We start from the raw sequence: 16,401 nt of genomic DNA, 5'->3' as shown, positions 1-16,401 counted from the left end.
CGAGGTCCGCTTCCGCGCCAGGCCAGATGCGAGCGGCTACAAGCAGCTCTGCCAGTAATACTCCAGAGCGGATGAAGGATCGTTTGTCCTTCCGTGGTACCCATCTCGCGCAATGAGCTTCCTAGAGTTCCGGAATAGCTCTCGCAATGCGATGCGAAGGAAACCGGTATGTGAATTCGCTTCGAGTGGCGCACGCCACGCGTCAGGGCTCTTGATATGGGTGAACCTGGTGGATCACGGACGTTCGCCCGCGGGGTTCTGGGCGCGTGCCCTCGATGTGAGGCATGCGGCGGCCAGGGTCCCGGGTACCGATGACGCCACGCTGACGGTGCGCTCCTATGCTCACCTGTGTGACATTCGTGTGGAAGGAGGGCCGGGGACTATACGCCCTGTTCTCGAATGCCACAACCCGGCAGACGCATCGTAGAAGGCTTCACTCCGAAGGCCAGACAGATCCGAGGGAGTCATGTCCTCTCGTATCGAGCGCCATGCCCCGACTGACGCCTCGTCGTTGCGGACGCCGCATGTGATGCGTTCAGCGGCGGTCACGCTGTACGTCTTCGCCGTTCTGTTCGCCGTGATCCGTTCCGTCGGCGGCAAGAATTCGGCATGGGAGGCAACGGGATGGATGGAAATCGTTGAATGGCCCGCCGAGCTTTTCATGCAGTTCGTGGAAGGCATCGCCCGACTGGTGAAGGCCGGCGGCGACGGAGCCTCCTCCACCGCCAGGCTCGGCTGCCTGTTGTTGCTCATCGTGCTGTTCGTGGCGCTGCGGCGCTGGATGCTGATGTATTACGCGTACAAGCCGGGTGCTGTGGACGTGAAGATGCTCGTCGCGTCCGTGCCGGATGTCGAACCGAATCTGGAAGGGCTTACGGCGCAGTTCCGCAAACAGCTGTCCGAGACGAATCTCTACCCGCCGACGGCGCTGCCCGCGGAGGCGCCGGCGGACAACTTCCTCGACCTCCTGGGAGACGTCGACCTCGAACCCCGGAAGGTGTGGACGAGTCTGCTGAGACTCTTCAGCCGTTTGCGGCCGAAGATCGCCTATACGGTTCGCGGAGTTCTCCGCGTGCGGGAGCAGGAGCCCCGTTTCGGTATCACCGTCACTGTCACCTCCTATGCCATCCGAGGCAGCCGAACGGAGGCCATCTGGGGTACCACGTGGGACGAGGCGGTTCAGGACGCCGGGTACTGGGTGATGGCCTCCCTCGTGCCCGTCACCCGGGCCAGCCGGCGACCGCCCTGGCAGCAGTGGCGCGGCCGGGATCTGCCGCCGGAGCTGTTCGCCGCGTATCAGCAGGCCAGGGAGCTGAGCTCGGACCGAAAGTTCGACGACGCTCTGGACCGCTACTACGAGGCGCTGCGGATCGACCCGACGAACCTGTATCTGCGCACACAGATCGCCGGCATCCAGGAACAGCTCTGGCTGCATCTCGACGCTCTGGAGACCTACTACGGGGCCTTGCTGCTGGACGGGCAGAGCAGCGCACAGCGCAACGCCCGTATGGGCTTGAGTTCCTGGGATCCGCGCCGGATCTTCCAGCGGCGATACAGGTGGTGGCGCAGCGGGCTGCTGGAGGCGCGATTTCGGTACGCCGTTGTCCTGGGGGTGGCGGAGCGGACCGCCGATCAGTGGTGTCGTTCGGAAGCGGGCCGCTATCCACGACGAGAGCACGCCCGGATGGAGATCCGCAAGGCCCTTGTCCCCGCCCTCGCCGCCCGACACTGGCGCATCCTCATGGGGCTGACACCTCCGGGGGAGACCCGTCCCTTCTGCGGGGCGCGGGAGACGGACGCCAGGTGCTGGCTCGAGAAGCAACTCGGCGAGGGGGAACGCCGAGAGGAGATCGTCAGGGTGATCTTCCTGCTCGCCTGCAGAGAGGAGATGCGGCAGCTCGCCGACGACTACCCCCGTCTGCTCCGGCATCTCTTCCAGCTTCGGCACCCCTTCTCACGCGCCCACGGGACACTCAGCCGCACTTCGCTGCGACTCGACCGGGATGTGTGGGCGCCACTGAGACTGGCCCGGGTGGAGGCTCAAGGCGGTTACGCCTTCCGGGGGCTGGAGAACCCACTGCGGTGGGACTCGCTGTCGGCCGACACGCTCCGGCGACGGGTGAAGAGGGCAAGGGGCTTGCTGCGTGTGCCGCGGCAATGGCTGGCGCCCGAGTGGCACCTCTGGCAGGACAGTTACAACGCCGCATGCGCCTACGCGGTGGGGATGAACCGCTTCGCGGACCAGGGCGCCGAGCACGGAGCCCTCGCGGACCTGGCCGTGGAGGAGCTGGAGAACGCGACGCACGCCGATTCGAGCGGACTTCATCATCCCCTCATGCGATCGTGGCTGCTGGCCGAGGACCCGGATCTCGAGGAGCTGCGCCAGACGGACCACTTCATCCGATTCGAGCGCGAGACCTACCCGCACGCCTCGCCGGACCGCCACCGGCCGAGGAGACCGGTGTGGCCGGAGATGACCGCGTACGACCAGCACCTGCTGAGCGGCTGCGCCGAAGTGATGGAGCACACCTGGCGTCTCAGGGGAAAACAGCTCCCGGTGGAATCCCACCAGCTGGCACAGTGGTTCTCCAGCGACGCCGAACTGTGGCGGTGCGTCCAGCGCATCGCCGAGAACGAGGGCCGTCACTGGCGTGATCGTGAGAAACTCCTCCAGAAGGTCAGGGAGTTCGCCGATATCACCCTGCTGGTCAAGTGCGGACTTCCGGCGAGACTGCCGGAAATGGACGACCTCCTGGACAATGCCACATGGCTGAGCTTCGACGATGCGAGAAGTCATGTCGAGGAGGCCGAGCGGGAGATCAAGAACCGCCTCGATTCCATGAAGTCGGTCGTGTCGGAGAGGTTGAACGGTTCGGAGAACCCCCATTCCCCTATCGTCCTGAGCGTCCATTGGCTGACGTCCGTCCGGCGTCATGGCGCATCGTCGGATTTCGTCACCCAGGCCGCCGTCAAACTGCTGTGCAGGGACTACGAGATCGCCTGGCGCGCTCTGCGTGATCAGGTCGATCCCGACGAGGACGACGCGGCCCTGCTCACGGCCATGCACCGCTTCCATGATCCCCACGATAGGTGGTGGCGTGCGCTTGCCGTCATCAGAACGGGTGGTGCCTACAACTTCCGTCGTGCCAGCTGATCAGGTCCCGACAGCCTCCTGGACCGACGCGCAGCACCTGATCGCCGACGGGCCGGGCACATGCATTCTCTGCCTGCACAGGACCCTCGAGTGTGGACTCTCATGTCTCGTTTCTCATTCAACAGGCAAGCCAGGGCCGGTTTTCGCCGACCGGCCGATCGAGTTACGCTTGACATGTTCGAGGTGCAGGGGACAAATGGTCGATCGCGGAGGTCACCATGGATGTCACTGTCGGAACATTCAACCTCAACAACCTCTTTTCACGGTTCAACTTCCGGGCAGAGATATCGGCTGTCCACGCACTGGACGGCGAGGGACGTCTGACCTCCAGCTACGTCTTCGACGACCCCGAGAGCGTCCGGATCCGCACGTACAAAGGCAAGCTGGTCAAGGGAATAGATCCCGAGGAGCAGAAGGTGCTGGCCCGGCGGATCGGCGAGATGGACCTCGACGTACTGGCCCTGCAGGAAGTCGAGGACATCGACACGCTGAGGTTCTTCGTCGCTCAGTCCCTCGGCGGCGCCTACCCGTATCTCTCGCTGATCGAGGGCAACGACCCCCGACTGATCGATGTCGCCGTCGTCTCCAAATTCCCGGTCGGCGCGGTGACCTCGTGGCAGCACGCGGTCCATCCGGACGTGCCCGGCGAACGTGTCTTCAGCCGGGACCTGCTGGAAGTGGACATCCGGGATCCCCGTGACCCCGACAAGCACCTGCTGACCGTGTTCAACAACCATCTCAAGAGCCAGTTCGTCGACCGGGACACCGACCCCGAGAAGGGCAAGCGTCTCGCCGACGAGCGACGCGCACGCCAGGCCGACGCCATCATCCGGATCGTCGGCGAACGCACACGCCCCGACGGACGCTACATCGTGCTCGGCGACATGAACGACAGCCCTGACGCGCCGACGCTCGCCAAATTCGCCGAGCCGACACCTCAGTTGAGTCTGACCGAGGCGCTCGCCCACCCGCAGGAGACCCGGGAACCCAAGCCCGACAGTCCTCCACCGCCTGCCTCGGGGTCGTGGACCCATCGGTTCAAGGAAGCCGGACAGCCCGCCAAGTACGAGCTGTTCGACCAGATCTGGCTCAGCAAGAGCCTCGCGACGCGGCACAAGAGCTCTCACATCGACCGGCGCACCAGGCACGGCGGTGACGCATCGGATCACGATCCCGCCTGGGTCGTCCTCGACCTTTGACCTCGTTCCCCTTCCACATACCGGATCCGTTCCGGCTCGACCAGCGGCGGAGGGAAGTCTCATGCCACTGAAGAACTACGGAGTGCTGGCGTGCAGCGTCGTCGACCGGCTCCGCGAAGGTGCTCCCGACGACACCCCGCACTACCAGCTGCACCTCACCGACAGCGCGGGCACGCACTACCGCGGCGCGGTCAACGTGCTGTCCCAGCAGGCTCCCTCCGAGCTGCTGTTCCTGGCCATCGACGACTTCCGGCATCCCGTGACCGCGCAGCTTCCCCCGGCGGGGAGCGGCTGGACGGAACTCCAGTCCAAGCCCGGCACGGCGAGTCTGGACTTCATCCGCGGCAATCTCTTCGCCCCGGAATCGATGCGCAAGCTGCCTCCCGATGTGATCGGCCCCGACAACGACCTGTCCGACAGACTGGATCACTACATCGGGCGGGCCATGGGCGACTCCACGGCCGCCGTGTACCTCCTCGGAGAGCGATGGGGGCCGGAACGCAACAAGCGCGACAAGGTGTTCGGCTTCGAGCCCGGCAACGGTGTCCACGACATCCACATGAACCAGGGCAGCGTAGGGCGATTCCGCTCGAGCAACGGAGTCTGGCAGGACGGCGCGCTGATCATCCACTTCCCCGCCGAGTCCCGCTGGGCGGCCGTGTTCCTCGCCTTCCAGTCCCAGGCCTGGCACACCGACGACCGGACCGGTGACCCGATCGAGACCGCACCCGCGCGGCCCGTCCGGCGCGAGGCGGAAGTGCGCATCCTGGCAGCCATGGTCAACCCCAAGGGCCCGTCGCCCGAGCGGGAGTCGGTGACCCTCATCAACGCCTCCCCCGAACCGGTCGACCTCAGAGGCTGGCAACTGGCCGACAGCGCGGACCACATGCTCGCACTGCCCTCCGAACTCGTCGCCGCGGGCTCGACCCTGGTCGTCCAGGGAGGCAACGGCTTCGCCCTCGGCAACAACGGTGGTGCGATCACCCTGCTCGACCCCGAGGGTCTCAAGGTCGACGGAGTGTCGTACACGGCGGCCGAGGCGAGTCGCGAGGGCTGGACGGTGTCCTTCTGAGCGCCCTCCTCACCCACCGCGACGGACCGCCGCCGCTTTGCCGGTCAGAGCACGTCAGCGTTCCGGTCCCTCCCGGAGGGACCGGTGGAGGTTTGTGCCCTGGGGTCCGACGGGGAGCGCAGTGTGCCGTAGCGCTCCATGCGCTGCCAGCGCAGCCGTGATCCTGACACGGCGGTGAAGACCGACTGGACGACCACCAGGTACATCAGCTGGCGGTACACGAACTGCTGCAGCGGCAGGCTCCACAGCGGGCCCGGCCGTTCGCCGTCGAGGCGGAACGCGTAGAGCCCCATGCCGAGCTGGAGGAGCAGGAAGGCCAGCCAGAGGCCGATGATGCGGGCCGGGTCCAGGAAGAGCAGGCCGTAGACGGCGAAGATGTCCACCACCGGGGCCAGGAGGGGCAGGAGCACCTGGAAGAGGAGGAGATAGATCAGTCCCCGTCGGCCCAGTCTGCCGGCGGCGCCGCGCTGCAGCAGCGCACCGCGGTGCTTCCACATCGCCTGGAGGGTGCCGTAGCACCAGCGGTACCGCTGCCGCCACAGCGCGCTCAGGGACGCGGGCGCCTCGGTCCAGGCGACGGCGTCCTCCTCGTACACCACGCGCCACCCGGCGCGGCACAGCGCCATGGTGAGATCGGTGTCCTCGGCGAGGGTGACGTCGCTGACGCCGCCGAGGGCCAGCAGCGCCCGGCGGCGGAACGCCCCCACCGCACCAGGCACGGTCGGCATGCACTCGGCGAGATCGAACAGGCGGCGGTCGAGATTGAAGCCGACGACGTACTCGATGTGCTGCCAGCGGCCCAGCAGGCCTCGGCGGTTGACCACCTTGGCGTTGCCGGAGACCGCACCCACGCGGGGATCCGCGAAGGGCTGCACGATCGTGCGGACGGTGTCGGACTCGAAAACCGTGTCGCCGTCGACCATGACCACCAGCTCGCAGGTGGCCGCGGCGAGGCCGGTGTTGAGGGCGGCGGGCTTGCCCGCGTTGCGCTGCCGGATCACCCTGACCCCCGGCAGGCGCAGCGCCTCCACCAGGTCGGCGGTACCGTCGGTCGAACCGTCGTCGACCACGATGATCTCCACCGGATGGTCCGAGGCCACCAACGAGCGTACGGCCGCCTCGATGCCCGCGCTCTCGTTGTACGCGGGGACGATCACACTGACCGGTTCGGTCACGGGAGGCCCCCAGGGCCGTGCCCGGTGCCCTGTGCGCTGCCGCCGGTGACGGCGGGCCGCGACCAGGACGACCGCCGCGCGCAGCACACTGATCACTCCGGCCGCGTACATCAGCACGCCCAGCAGCCACACGGCCCGGTTACCGGCCCGCAGTGACGTGATGAGGGCCAGGCCCTGCAGATGTTCGCCCATTCCGGCGCGGTGAACGGGCCCGGCCATGCCGACGGCGGCTCCGACGGTCGCGAACCGGTAGCCCTGTGACTTCAGCCGTGGGATGAGGGTGCCCAGCGCGGCGACGGTCTGCGACCGGTCGCCGCCGCCGTCGTGCATCAGCACGATCTGCCCGGCCGTCCCGCGAGGAGTCGCGCCGGCGAGGACGCGGTCCGCTCCGGGGCGCCGCCAGTCCTGGGAGTCCAGGGTGGAGAGCACGGTCACGTAGCCGGCCGCCCCGGCCTGCCGGAGGACGCTCCAGTCGGCGTCGTCCAGCGCCTCGTTCGTCGAGGAGAACGGCGGACGCAGGAGCGCCGTGGTGACCCTGGCCGCGCCCGCCACCGCCAACTGCGTCTCGCGGAGCTCCAGCGACCGCTGCCAGGGGGCGAGGCGGGACAGGTCGGGGTGGGTGAAGGCGTGGATGCCGATCTGGTGGCCCTCGTCGACGATGCGGCGGAGCAGGTCCGGGTGGTCGACGACCTGGGTGCCGACGACGAAGAAGGTCGCACGTACCTGATTGCGGCGCAGTACGTCGAGTATGCGTGGTGTCCAGACCGGGTCGGGACCGTCGTCGAAGGTGAGCGCGATGGTGCGCGGCTTCAGCCGGGCGGTGTGCGCGGACCCGTCGGCGTTCGCGATCACGGGTGCGCCGTGGATCACCTGAGGGGGCACCGTCTCGGCGCGGCCGCGGGGGCCGGTCGGCCCGTCCGAGGTGATGGCGAACATGTGGTGGGTGTAGCCCTGGAGCAGCAGAGCCGTCGACAGGGTCACCGCGAACACGCACAGCAGCAGCCAGTGGGCGCGGGGGGTGATCGGACGGGTGCGGCCGCGGCGGGCTCGGGTGTTGCGGTGTCGGCGTCTGGTCACGTGGGGTTCTGGATCACTTCACGGGCTTGTGGGACGAGCCGAGGGATCGTCCGTTCTGGGAGGGGGCGGTTGGGGTGGTGGGGTCCGAGACCGATGTGGTGGTGTCGGTGGGCTCCACGGTTGTGGGGGCGGGGGTGGCGGAGGCCGTGGGGCCGGGGGGCGTCTGCTCGGCGGGCCGGGAGTCCGCGGGCGGGGTGGTCGTGCCCTGCGCCGCGGCGGGTCGGGCAGGGGCGGGAGAGGCGTCGGGGGCGGAGACGCCGGACGTGCCCGTGTGGGGTGCGTCCGCCTGCGGGACGAACGGGGAGTTGAAGCCGGGGCCGCCGAGGACCGTGCTGATCAGCAGGGCGACGTAACCGCCGGCGGGAATCACCGCCAGGCGTGCGGCGCGCCTCACACGGCGCTCACGTCGTCCCGAGGCGTCGACGAAGACCGGACCCGGCGTCTCGTCCTCCCGGAGGACCGGCTCCGGTGCGGGACGGCCGTATGCGTCGGATTGCGCGGGCGGTCCGGTGAGCACCTCGGCGCGGGGGCTGCCGTGGAGACCGCCGTACGGGCCGTTGTGCAGGGCGGAGTACGTGCCGTCGGGAAGGGTGGCACAGGGGTCGTCGTAGAGGGTTCCCCAACCGTTGCCCGCGACGTGACAGGCCGCCGTGGTGACCACGTCCGGGTACGTCTCCGCGTACGGGGTCTGGGGCTCAGGGACGTGAAGGTGGTGCGTCGGGTAGGCGGCTCGGGCGGGGTCCCAGGTCAGGGTGCCGGTGGTGCTGCCACCGTCCTGGTACGCGTACCCGTACCCGTACCCGTACCCGTACCCGCTTCCCGCGTACGGGTCCTCGCCGTACGTGCCACCACTGCCGTCCGACCACTGCACGAGTTCGAGTCCCCTGTCCTGGCCGACCGACGTGGTCGCCCGTCTACTTCAGAGCGCCGGTGGCCGGAACTGTTACACCTCGAGGGTCGTAGAGAGGATCCTTCCGCCGAAAGCGGCATCTCGTGGGAGCCGAAACGCCGGGCCGCCGGGACCCCGAGCAGTGGTGGGGGTCCCGGCCGCCTCGGCTTTCTTCGTACCGCCCGTCGGGGGGAAGTGCGAACGGCCCGGAGAGGTCCGAGGAGGGTTGCGGCGCGGGCTGCGGCGAGCGGTGCCCATGGCCTGCCCGGAACCTGACCCGGCATTCCTCCAGCGTATGGGGCATGCCGGATGTCACTGAGCCCGGTCGGGGGTGGCGTGGGCGGAGGGGAGGTGTGGCGGACTCGCAGTCGACGGCGTGACTCCGGTGAGGCGATCGCCGTGCCCGGCGTGTTGTGACACTTCCGGGACGGCGTGCGCTGTCCAGCATGTGCCGGGGAAGCGTACGGAGCGCGGCCGGCGGCAGGAAGTTCCGCTGAATCCGTTGTGAACGAGGATGATTTTGGGCCAAGTACGTCAACCGCGGCGAGCGCACGCGCACGACGGGGAACTGAGTGCGGCTGTGGCGCGCGCCCAGGACGGCGACGAGGCGGCGTTCGCGGTCGCCTTCCGGATCGTCCAGCCGGGTCTGCTCGGATATCTGCGTGGCCTCGTCGGTGACGACGCCGAGGACGTGGCGTCCGACGCATGGCTGGAGATCGCCCGTGATCTCGGCCGGTTCAAGGGTGACGGAGCCGGGTTCCGGGGCTGGACCGCCACCATTGCCCGGCACCGGGCGCTGGACCACCTGCGCCGCCTGCGCGTACGGCCCCGGCCCGGCGGGACCGAACAGGATGTGCTGGACGTGCCCAGTGCGCACAGCACGCACGAGCAGGCCCTGGAGACACTGTCCACCGAATGGGCCATGGAACTGCTGCGAGGCCTGCCGCGGGACCAGGCGGAAGCCGTCTTCCTGCGCGTCGTCGTCGGCCTGGACGGTCCCGCCGTCGCACGCGTCCTGGGCAAACGCCCGGGCGCGGTGCGCACATCCGCCCACCGGGGCCTCAAACGGCTGGCGCGGCAGCTCGGCATCGCCGACGAGGCGAAGGAGAGCGGGACACGTTGGAGGCCCCGAGGTGGTGAAACCGCAGAAACGAACGGCGGCGACGACAGCCGGGTGAACGGCGGCCGGACCGAACACGTCAAGAGAACCGAACTCATAGGACTGGCACGGAAGCGGGCATGGGCGGAAGGCTGAGTGATAGCGGGCTCACGGGCCGTCGGCGTGAGCCTTCCACTGCCCCGGCGGCGCCGCTGGACCGGGGTGAGGCGACCGGGCTGGAAGCAGCTCTCGCGGCCGCCGTTCGCGCCGCCGCTCCGTCCGGCCGGCAGGCTGAGCAACAGGCGCTGGCGGCCTTCAGAGCCGCCCGCGACGCGGGCGCGCACCGGGCCCGTACGCGCCGCCGCGACGACTGGCGGCTGCCTGAGGAGCGGCGGGTTCGGCGCCCGCTGAAGGTGACGCTCGGGGCGCTGCTCGGCAGCCTGGTCCTGGGCGGTGTCGCCGTGGCGGGCATCGGTTCCACGGTCTCGTCGGAGGACGCACCCGGCGCTAGCCGTGGTACGGAGTCCCCGTCGAAGGCGGCTTCCGGCTGGCCGAGCGAGACCGCCTCGCCGACACCCTCCGGCGGCCCTCGGCCGGCGGACGGACCAGCCGCAGCTCAGGACACCGAGGCTCACTGCCGTGCGTACGAGCGTGTCGAGGGCCGAGGAACGGCGCTCGACTCGACGGTCTGGCAGCGGCTGGTCGCCGCGGCCGGCGGTGAGAGCGATGTCCCCGGATACTGCTCCGAGGAGCTCAGGCGGGCGAGGGCCGCACAGGGCGGGTCCGTCGGCTCGGGAGGCTCTGCCGAAGGCGCCGACGACGGTGCGACCGGCGTCGGCGGTGTGTCCCGCAACGGCACGGCCGGCGAAGGTTCGAGCGGCACGGACAACTCGGCGGAGAACGGCCCGGCGCCCGGCCAGGACGCCGGAGTGAAGGGCTCCGGGCCTGGTGGAGGCCTGGTGCCCTGAGGAGACGCCGATGCGGTCTGCGGTACTCCGGCTGGTCGCGGTGCCAGTCGGAGGACGTCGCTGCCGCGGCCCTGCAGCGACGTGGGCGGGCCGAATCCGGCGAGGCCCGCCGCCTGCGGCCGTGCCGTACGACCGCGAACCGGCCTCGTGCGGCGTGGCGGAGAAGGCCGCTAGGCCTCGCCGAGCGCGAAGACCTCGCTGCGCCCGCGGCGGTTGCCGCCCTTCTGCAGGTGGTCGGCCAGGGCGATGGCATCCTCGGTTTTGGGGTGTGTCGTTCCCAGCCGGGTGCTACAGGTGGTCCGGTGGGTAACTGGTCTCCCGGATCCGTAGCGCACGCGAGATCAGCGGCACGGCCACGGCGTGGTCGTCCAGGTCGAGGTGGACGCTCGCCAGTGCTATCAAGTCGAAGCTCACGTACGGATCGTCCGGTCCGTACGCTGTCTCGTCGATCCGCAGTGCTCTCTCGGCCAGTTGCACCGCCGCTTCATGAGCGCCGAGAAGGTGGTGGATGCGTGCCAGGCGCGCCCGTCGCGTCCGCCCAGGCAACCGCCTACCCGACAAGCCCGTTCGACGTCACCGTCGGGAACACCTACACCAGGGGCACCATCACCTGGTACAACCGTTCGGTCACCGTCACGGGCGAACAGAAGTCCGTGGACGGCTTCAACTGCCGGGGCACCTCGGTGTTCACCCTCGACAGTGCCAACGTCGAACTTGGCCGGGGCTACAGCGCCAGCGTGTGCGGGACCAGCTCGAGCTTCTCCGTCCCGGTCGAAGCGGACGTCCCTGGTGGCGCAGCAGTTGTCCGCATCTGCCTCGATGACGGCGAATACCCTCCCACGTACTACCTCTGCAAGCGGTACGGGCGTCCCTGAGCGCCGGCCTACTGCCCCTCAAGGCCGATCCGCTGGAGACCGGATTCGGCGAGGGCCACGTCGCTGCACTCCGATGCCACGTGGTGGAGAGTGCCCCGGCCCCGGTTCCCTTCCGGGGCCGGGGCACTCGCGGCTGCTCCGTCGCTCAGTCGCAGCAATCGCAGCAGCACTTGCACGGGTTGCAGCAACCCCCGCCACCGCAGCAGCCGTCCCCCGAGCCACCACCGGAGCCCCCCGACCCCCGGCCGCCCCCGCCGGAACCACCGAAACCGCCGCCCGAGTTGCCCCCGCCCCCGCCGCCGAACCAGCCGTCGCCGCCGGAATTGTCCCTGCCCGAACCGCCCTGGCGAGAGTCGCCGCCGCCGTTGCCTTCGCCGAACTGCCAGGCCTCGCCGCCGTCGTCGCCGGCGTCGTCGTTGCAGCTGCAGCAGTTGAAGCACAACCCGCAATGACGGCACAGCTGGCGCCACTGCTCACACCGCCGACACCGTCCCTCCGAGGGCCGGCCCGACGCCGTCGCGCCCTCCGGGGCCACGCCCGCAAGCGCTCCGACCCCGCATTCCGTCCCCGTACCCGCCCCCGACAGCGGTTCCGTCGCGGTACGGCGTCCCAGCCACGGAAGCACGCGAGGGCCCCGAGCCTGGTGACGGTGCTGGTGGTGACGATGCCGCGGGTCGAAGACGCGGTCGACAGCACGCTCCAGCTCGCCGCCCAGCAGCGCCTGCGCCAGCCGCCCGTCGACGAACTGGGCGTCGGACAGGGCGAGTCGGATCCCACGGACCGCGTCGTCGCAGAGCCGGCGCACTTCGGTGCGGGTGGCGCCGGTCACCGCGATCGGGTTCCACGCGCCGGTCGCCTGGTCCGCGTCCAGGTCCTCCACCGCGTCGAGCAGATGCGCCAGCCGCCCGAACAGCCGGCCGGCCTCCGCCAGCGGCTCGGCGTTCCCCGGACGGTCGGCGAGCACCGCGGTGTGCGCGAAGGCGGCGGCGGTCGCCGTCTCCGTAGGCTCCGTGACCGTCAGAAGCGAGTCGCCGGGGCCGGTGAGCCGTTCGATGTCCGACTGCCGTTCGACCGCGCCGAGCAGTATCGCGGTGTCGAAGCCGAGCCGCTCGCCGCCCGCCGCACCCGCGCGGTCCCAGCCGTGGGCGATCCGGCGCGCCGCCAGCGTCACCGGGCGGCGGCCCAACAGGCCGTCGCCGTCGGCGACGTGGTCGCGTATCTTCGCCGCGGCCAGCACCAGCGACACCGTCGCCGCCAGCCGGGCACCCTCACCCTGCGCCACGTCCGCCGACCGCATACCGCGCAGCGGACACGGTCCGGCGCCTCGCCGCCAGTCGCCGGTACGCTCCGACTGCGCCTCGGTCAGCACCGAGACGATCAGGCCGTCGTAGTTGGTGGCCACCCGCGCGAACTGCCCGTACTCGCCGCGCAGCGCCAGGCACAGCCCGCACAGGTGCGCCATCCACTCGGTACGCATGCCCTCGCCCAGGCGATGACTGCACGGCCTGATGATTCCGAACATCGGCGTTCTCCCCCCGTAGACACGGCTGCCGGCACGCAGCCGGACGGGCGGCAACGTCGCACATGAAGCCCGACCGCACACGAGGCACGACCGCGTGATACGCAGGACCGCCCGTCACTCAACGGGCGACATGCTAAGGCCTGGGCTGTACGGGGTGTGAGCTGCGGTTTGGCAACGGTGCTTTCACAGGGGCCAACGCCGTTGGTGACGACGGCCGCGTGGGCTCCGGTCCTGATGCCCGCCGCCCGGCAACGACGTCGAGGAGCGGTCACCCGGCGCCGAGGATGTCGGCGAGACCCACGGCGGGGTGGCCGAGCATGTCCGTCAGGGTGCGCTGTTGGCGATCGGTCAACGTGGCAACGAAGATCACCGCGTCGGCGTCGACCTGGTCCGAGGCCCGCGCCACCTCGTGGATTTTTCCATGGCTGAGCAGAGTCCGCGACGAGTGGGGCAGGCCCATCTTCCGGACCCCGCCGTCCGAGACGCCCCGGCGCTGCACGATCCGCTCGACGACCCGCGCACCACGCGCCTCGAGTAAAAGAGCGACGCCCCCTCGTCCCGGCTACCCGACCATGCGACGCGAAGCGCCCAGCCCCACACAATGGCCTTGCCGAGCGCCCACAGGGCCGGTGATGCTTGGCCGGTGCCAGGACAGCGGAAGAGGAAGCGTCAGCAGACGGACAGCAGTCAGCGGGCCACCGTTCCTGCCATTCATGGCTCCGGCCATTGGGAGGTGCTGTACGAGACCCAGGACGAGCAGGATTGGCATGCTCACATTCGCCGTCTGCGGTCCTCGGACAAGCCGGTCGACTGGTCTCTGACCCGAATCGACACTCTCTGTGGGCGACTGGTACAGCCAACCACCTATCGACTGAGCCTGTTTGTGCCCGACTCCGAGTGCGATACGTCGCTCGTCGACCGCGATTAGCGATCCGGTGGGGCGCGAGGGCGAGGCGGCGTAGGGGCGGACGGCGCCTCTGCTTCCGCGTCTCGATGGCCGTGAGGCGGCCGTGGCGGGACCACCGACAGGTTGGTCGGTGGCGTGCTCTGGTCGAGACCATTCCGCCCGCCGGGCGACGACGGTACTCCCCGCTCATCGGCGGATGCTTTGCGTCAGCGTGCGTGGCGCTCGGTGCCGGCCGGAGCTGCTTCCGCGCCTGGCTGTCGTCCCCGCCGGCCGTGGTGGCCAGACGCGACTTGGCCCTGAGTGCCCCTGGCCCTGCGCGAGATGTCCCCGCACTCGGCGTAACCATGTGCATCCATGGGGTGGTTGGTCCGGTTTTCAACGGTGGCGAGACCCTCGAAGGAGGCCCCGAAGGTGCCAGGGGTGGCCTGGCGTCGGAACGCGGTGGCAACTGTCCCCAGCCGTAACGGGGTCGTGGACGGCGGACGCCAAGAGCGCCTCCGTGCCGTGGAATTGTTGCGCCGAAGTTTCTAATTTCCACACGCAACCATCACCGCATCTGCTCCGGAAGGTCGAAAGTTTCGACGTGGTGCAGCGCCGGACCGGAGCCACGTGCGCGGTCGCGACTTGACGTGTGCCATACCCTCTATTGTCAAGCCTTTAACCATACGTATACTGCGGAGCCACCCCCCGCACTACCCCCGGCCCCGAAGGTCTGTCTCTCGATGAACACCACGCTCCCCGCGCTGTCTCCGAATTACGTCACGGAAAGGTCACGTGTCGCCAAGGAGCATGTGGAGGTGTACGGGAAATGGCCCGTCCAGTTCCAGTTCCGCCCTGCGCACGGTGACCACCGGCACTTGCTGGTCGTGTTCTCCTCGGTGGACAGCAAGTACGGTTTCGGCGCGGCACTCGACGGCGTTCTGTGCAATGTGCTGAGGATTCGCGACCATTTCGACGAAGGCGCCTCTTACTACGTCGCCCGGAACATGGATTTCAGTGTTTCGGACTCCATTCAGGACCTCATACAGGATTACATGCAGCGCTTGGGCGTGACCCGGGACGAGGTCACCCTGCTCGGTACCTCCAAGGGTGGTGCCGCCGCGCTCTATTACGGGCTGAAGTACGACTACAAGAACATTGTGTCGTCGACGCCGCAGTATTTCCTGGGCAGCTATTCCAAGGGTCACGGCCAGCTCGGTGACGCCGTCCTCGGTGAAGGCCAGTCGGACGAGAACGTCGCCGTCATGGACTCCGTGATGAAGGACCTCATCGAAAAGGAGGTGGACTTCAACCGGAACATCTACGTCATCTCCTCCCCGAACGACTATCAGTACGAGCAGGAGGTGAAGCACTACCTCCCCGGACTGCGCGCCTACGAGAACTTCAACTTCCTCTTCCTGGACTCGCCCACCGTCCAGGAGCACTACCAGGTGACCCGCCAGGCGCTGCCGTCGGTGTGGAGCCTCGTCCACGCGCTGTCGGAGGGCCTCACGCCGAGCTTCGGCGAGGTCCGGATCGGTGCGGGCGCCGAGGACCCGGAGAAGGCCTCCGCGTACCTGGCCGAGCTCCGGCAGCGGGACACCGTCGCGGCCGCCCTCGCCGGCGCCGTGCGTATCGACGGCAAGCTGCACCTCAAGGGCCACGCCTTCCTGCCCGGCGTCTCGCCCGAGGGGCCGACCGCGGAGACAAAGCGGATCATTCTGGAGGAGAAGGGCCGCAGCTTCGACTACCCCCTCGACAACAGGCCGGGCAAGAAGCTCTACCGCGAGTACTACGACGAGTACTTCTGCGAGTACGCCGACGGTGAATTCGCGACGGACGGCGGCCTGGACTTCACCTCCCTGCCCCGCGGCACCTTCGACGTGTCGGTGAGTGTGGCCAGCGAGGCCGAGGGGATCGAGCGACGCACCCGGCTGACCTCGGACAAAGTGATCGACCGGCGTCTGCCCTTCGGCGACTCGGAGGTCATCTTCCGCGGCGGCAGGGCGGGCCTCAAGGTCATCAAGAGGAACATCGTCGGAGCCGACTCCCCGGGCGCGCGCTACTCCCTGGTGAAGGCCGAGGCGGCCGGCCGCAAGCTCCACGCGGAGGGTGTCTTCTTCCTGCCGGGCCGCAACGCCGAGCGGGAGTCGCACGCCGCCTACTACCTCGTCCTCCAGGACAGGTCCTCGTCGTACTCGTTCCTGCTGGGGGCGAAGAAGGACCCCGCACGCGTGCGGCCTCTCGTGCCGGAGGACGACTTCGGCATCTACGACGCCGGATACTTCACCACCGGGGACGAGGGCCTCGACGTCTCGAAGGTCCCGGCAGGGCGGTACAGCCTGTACGTCTCCATGAGCACGGGCGGCTCTCTGATCACGAAGAAGGCCGGCAAGATCACTCTGAAGAAGACCCGCTGAACAGCGCAGTGACGTGAGTGTCACTGCTGGGGGCCGTCAGTGAGAGTGGCTCTAGCGGCACCGGA

At 68.9% G+C, this 16,401-nt stretch carries 12 protein-coding genes; 7 read left to right on the top strand and 5 right to left on the bottom strand.

What is annotated here, in order from left to right:
* Positions 1-466 precede the first annotated feature (466 nt).
* The 3 genes from ACZ6SQ_RS23845 to ACZ6SQ_RS23835 all read left to right on the top strand — a co-directional run bounded on the left by ACZ6SQ_RS23845 (position 467) and on the right by ACZ6SQ_RS23835 (position 5,425).
* Positions 467-3,154: a hypothetical protein gene (locus tag ACZ6SQ_RS23845; protein WP_469565299.1), complete on the top strand. Its 2,688-nt coding sequence runs from the start codon at positions 467-469 to the stop codon at positions 3,152-3,154.
* A gap of 218 nt (positions 3,155-3,372) precedes the next feature.
* Positions 3,373-4,353 (top strand): endonuclease/exonuclease/phosphatase family protein, encoded by a 981-nt coding sequence (locus ACZ6SQ_RS23840; RefSeq protein WP_469565297.1) that lies wholly within the window; start codon positions 3,373-3,375, stop codon positions 4,351-4,353.
* 61 nt (positions 4,354-4,414) lie between these two features.
* Entirely contained in the window at positions 4,415-5,425 is a 1,011-nt protein-coding gene (locus ACZ6SQ_RS23835; RefSeq protein WP_469565296.1) for a DUF2278 family protein, read from the top strand.
* A gap of 44 nt (positions 5,426-5,469) precedes the next feature.
* On the opposite strand, the gene ACZ6SQ_RS23830 is transcribed toward ACZ6SQ_RS23835, so the two are convergent.
* Positions 5,470-7,677 (bottom strand): bifunctional polysaccharide deacetylase/glycosyltransferase family 2 protein, encoded by a 2,208-nt coding sequence (locus ACZ6SQ_RS23830; RefSeq protein WP_469565293.1) that lies wholly within the window; start codon positions 7,675-7,677, stop codon positions 5,470-5,472.
* A 13-nt stretch (positions 7,678-7,690) separates the two neighbouring features.
* Positions 7,691-8,548 (bottom strand): hypothetical protein, encoded by an 858-nt coding sequence (locus tag ACZ6SQ_RS23825; RefSeq protein ID WP_469565292.1) that lies wholly within the window; start codon positions 8,546-8,548, stop codon positions 7,691-7,693.
* Positions 8,549-9,086: 538 nt separating this feature from the next.
* On the opposite strand from ACZ6SQ_RS23825, the gene ACZ6SQ_RS23820 reads away from it, so the two are divergent.
* Positions 9,087-9,821: an RNA polymerase sigma factor gene (locus ACZ6SQ_RS23820; RefSeq protein ID WP_469565290.1), complete on the top strand. Its 735-nt coding sequence runs from the start codon at positions 9,087-9,089 to the stop codon at positions 9,819-9,821.
* Complete coding sequence (locus ACZ6SQ_RS23815; RefSeq protein WP_469565289.1) at positions 9,806-10,633, top strand: hypothetical protein; 828 nt, start codon at positions 9,806-9,808, stop codon at positions 10,631-10,633. The genes ACZ6SQ_RS23820 and ACZ6SQ_RS23815 overlap by 16 nt, the downstream gene beginning before the upstream one ends.
* A gap of 288 nt (positions 10,634-10,921) precedes the next feature.
* Here ACZ6SQ_RS23815 and ACZ6SQ_RS23810 read toward each other — a convergent pair whose 3' ends face one another.
* Positions 10,922-11,179 (bottom strand): tetratricopeptide repeat protein, encoded by a 258-nt coding sequence (locus tag ACZ6SQ_RS23810; protein ID WP_469565286.1) that lies wholly within the window; start codon positions 11,177-11,179, stop codon positions 10,922-10,924.
* On the opposite strand from ACZ6SQ_RS23810, the gene ACZ6SQ_RS23805 reads away from it, so the two are divergent.
* Positions 11,146-11,508, top strand: coding sequence for a hypothetical protein (locus ACZ6SQ_RS23805; RefSeq protein WP_469565285.1), 363 nt, complete (start codon positions 11,146-11,148; stop codon positions 11,506-11,508). The genes ACZ6SQ_RS23810 and ACZ6SQ_RS23805 overlap by 34 nt on opposite strands.
* Before the next feature lie 145 nt (positions 11,509-11,653).
* Here the strand turns inward: ACZ6SQ_RS23805 and ACZ6SQ_RS23800 are convergent, their stop codons facing one another.
* A complete protein-coding gene (locus tag ACZ6SQ_RS23800) occupies positions 11,654-13,030 on the bottom strand; it encodes a DUF5685 family protein (protein WP_469565282.1) in 1,377 nt (458 codons plus the stop codon).
* A 268-nt stretch (positions 13,031-13,298) separates the two neighbouring features.
* Positions 13,299-13,529, bottom strand: a complete 231-nt coding sequence (locus ACZ6SQ_RS23795; protein ID WP_469565280.1) for an HflX-like GTP-binding protein — start codon at positions 13,527-13,529, stop codon at positions 13,299-13,301.
* A 1,130-nt stretch (positions 13,530-14,659) separates the two neighbouring features.
* Between ACZ6SQ_RS23795 and ACZ6SQ_RS23790 the strand changes: the two genes are divergently transcribed.
* Positions 14,660-16,336 (top strand): hypothetical protein, encoded by a 1,677-nt coding sequence (locus ACZ6SQ_RS23790; RefSeq protein WP_469565278.1) that lies wholly within the window; start codon positions 14,660-14,662, stop codon positions 16,334-16,336.
* Positions 16,337-16,401 lie beyond the last annotated feature (65 nt).

This window comes from Streptomyces sp. NPDC048600, from assembly GCF_055587025.1.
The sequence above is the reverse complement of the archived record's forward strand: the minus strand, read 5'-3'. Positions and strand labels throughout refer to the sequence as shown.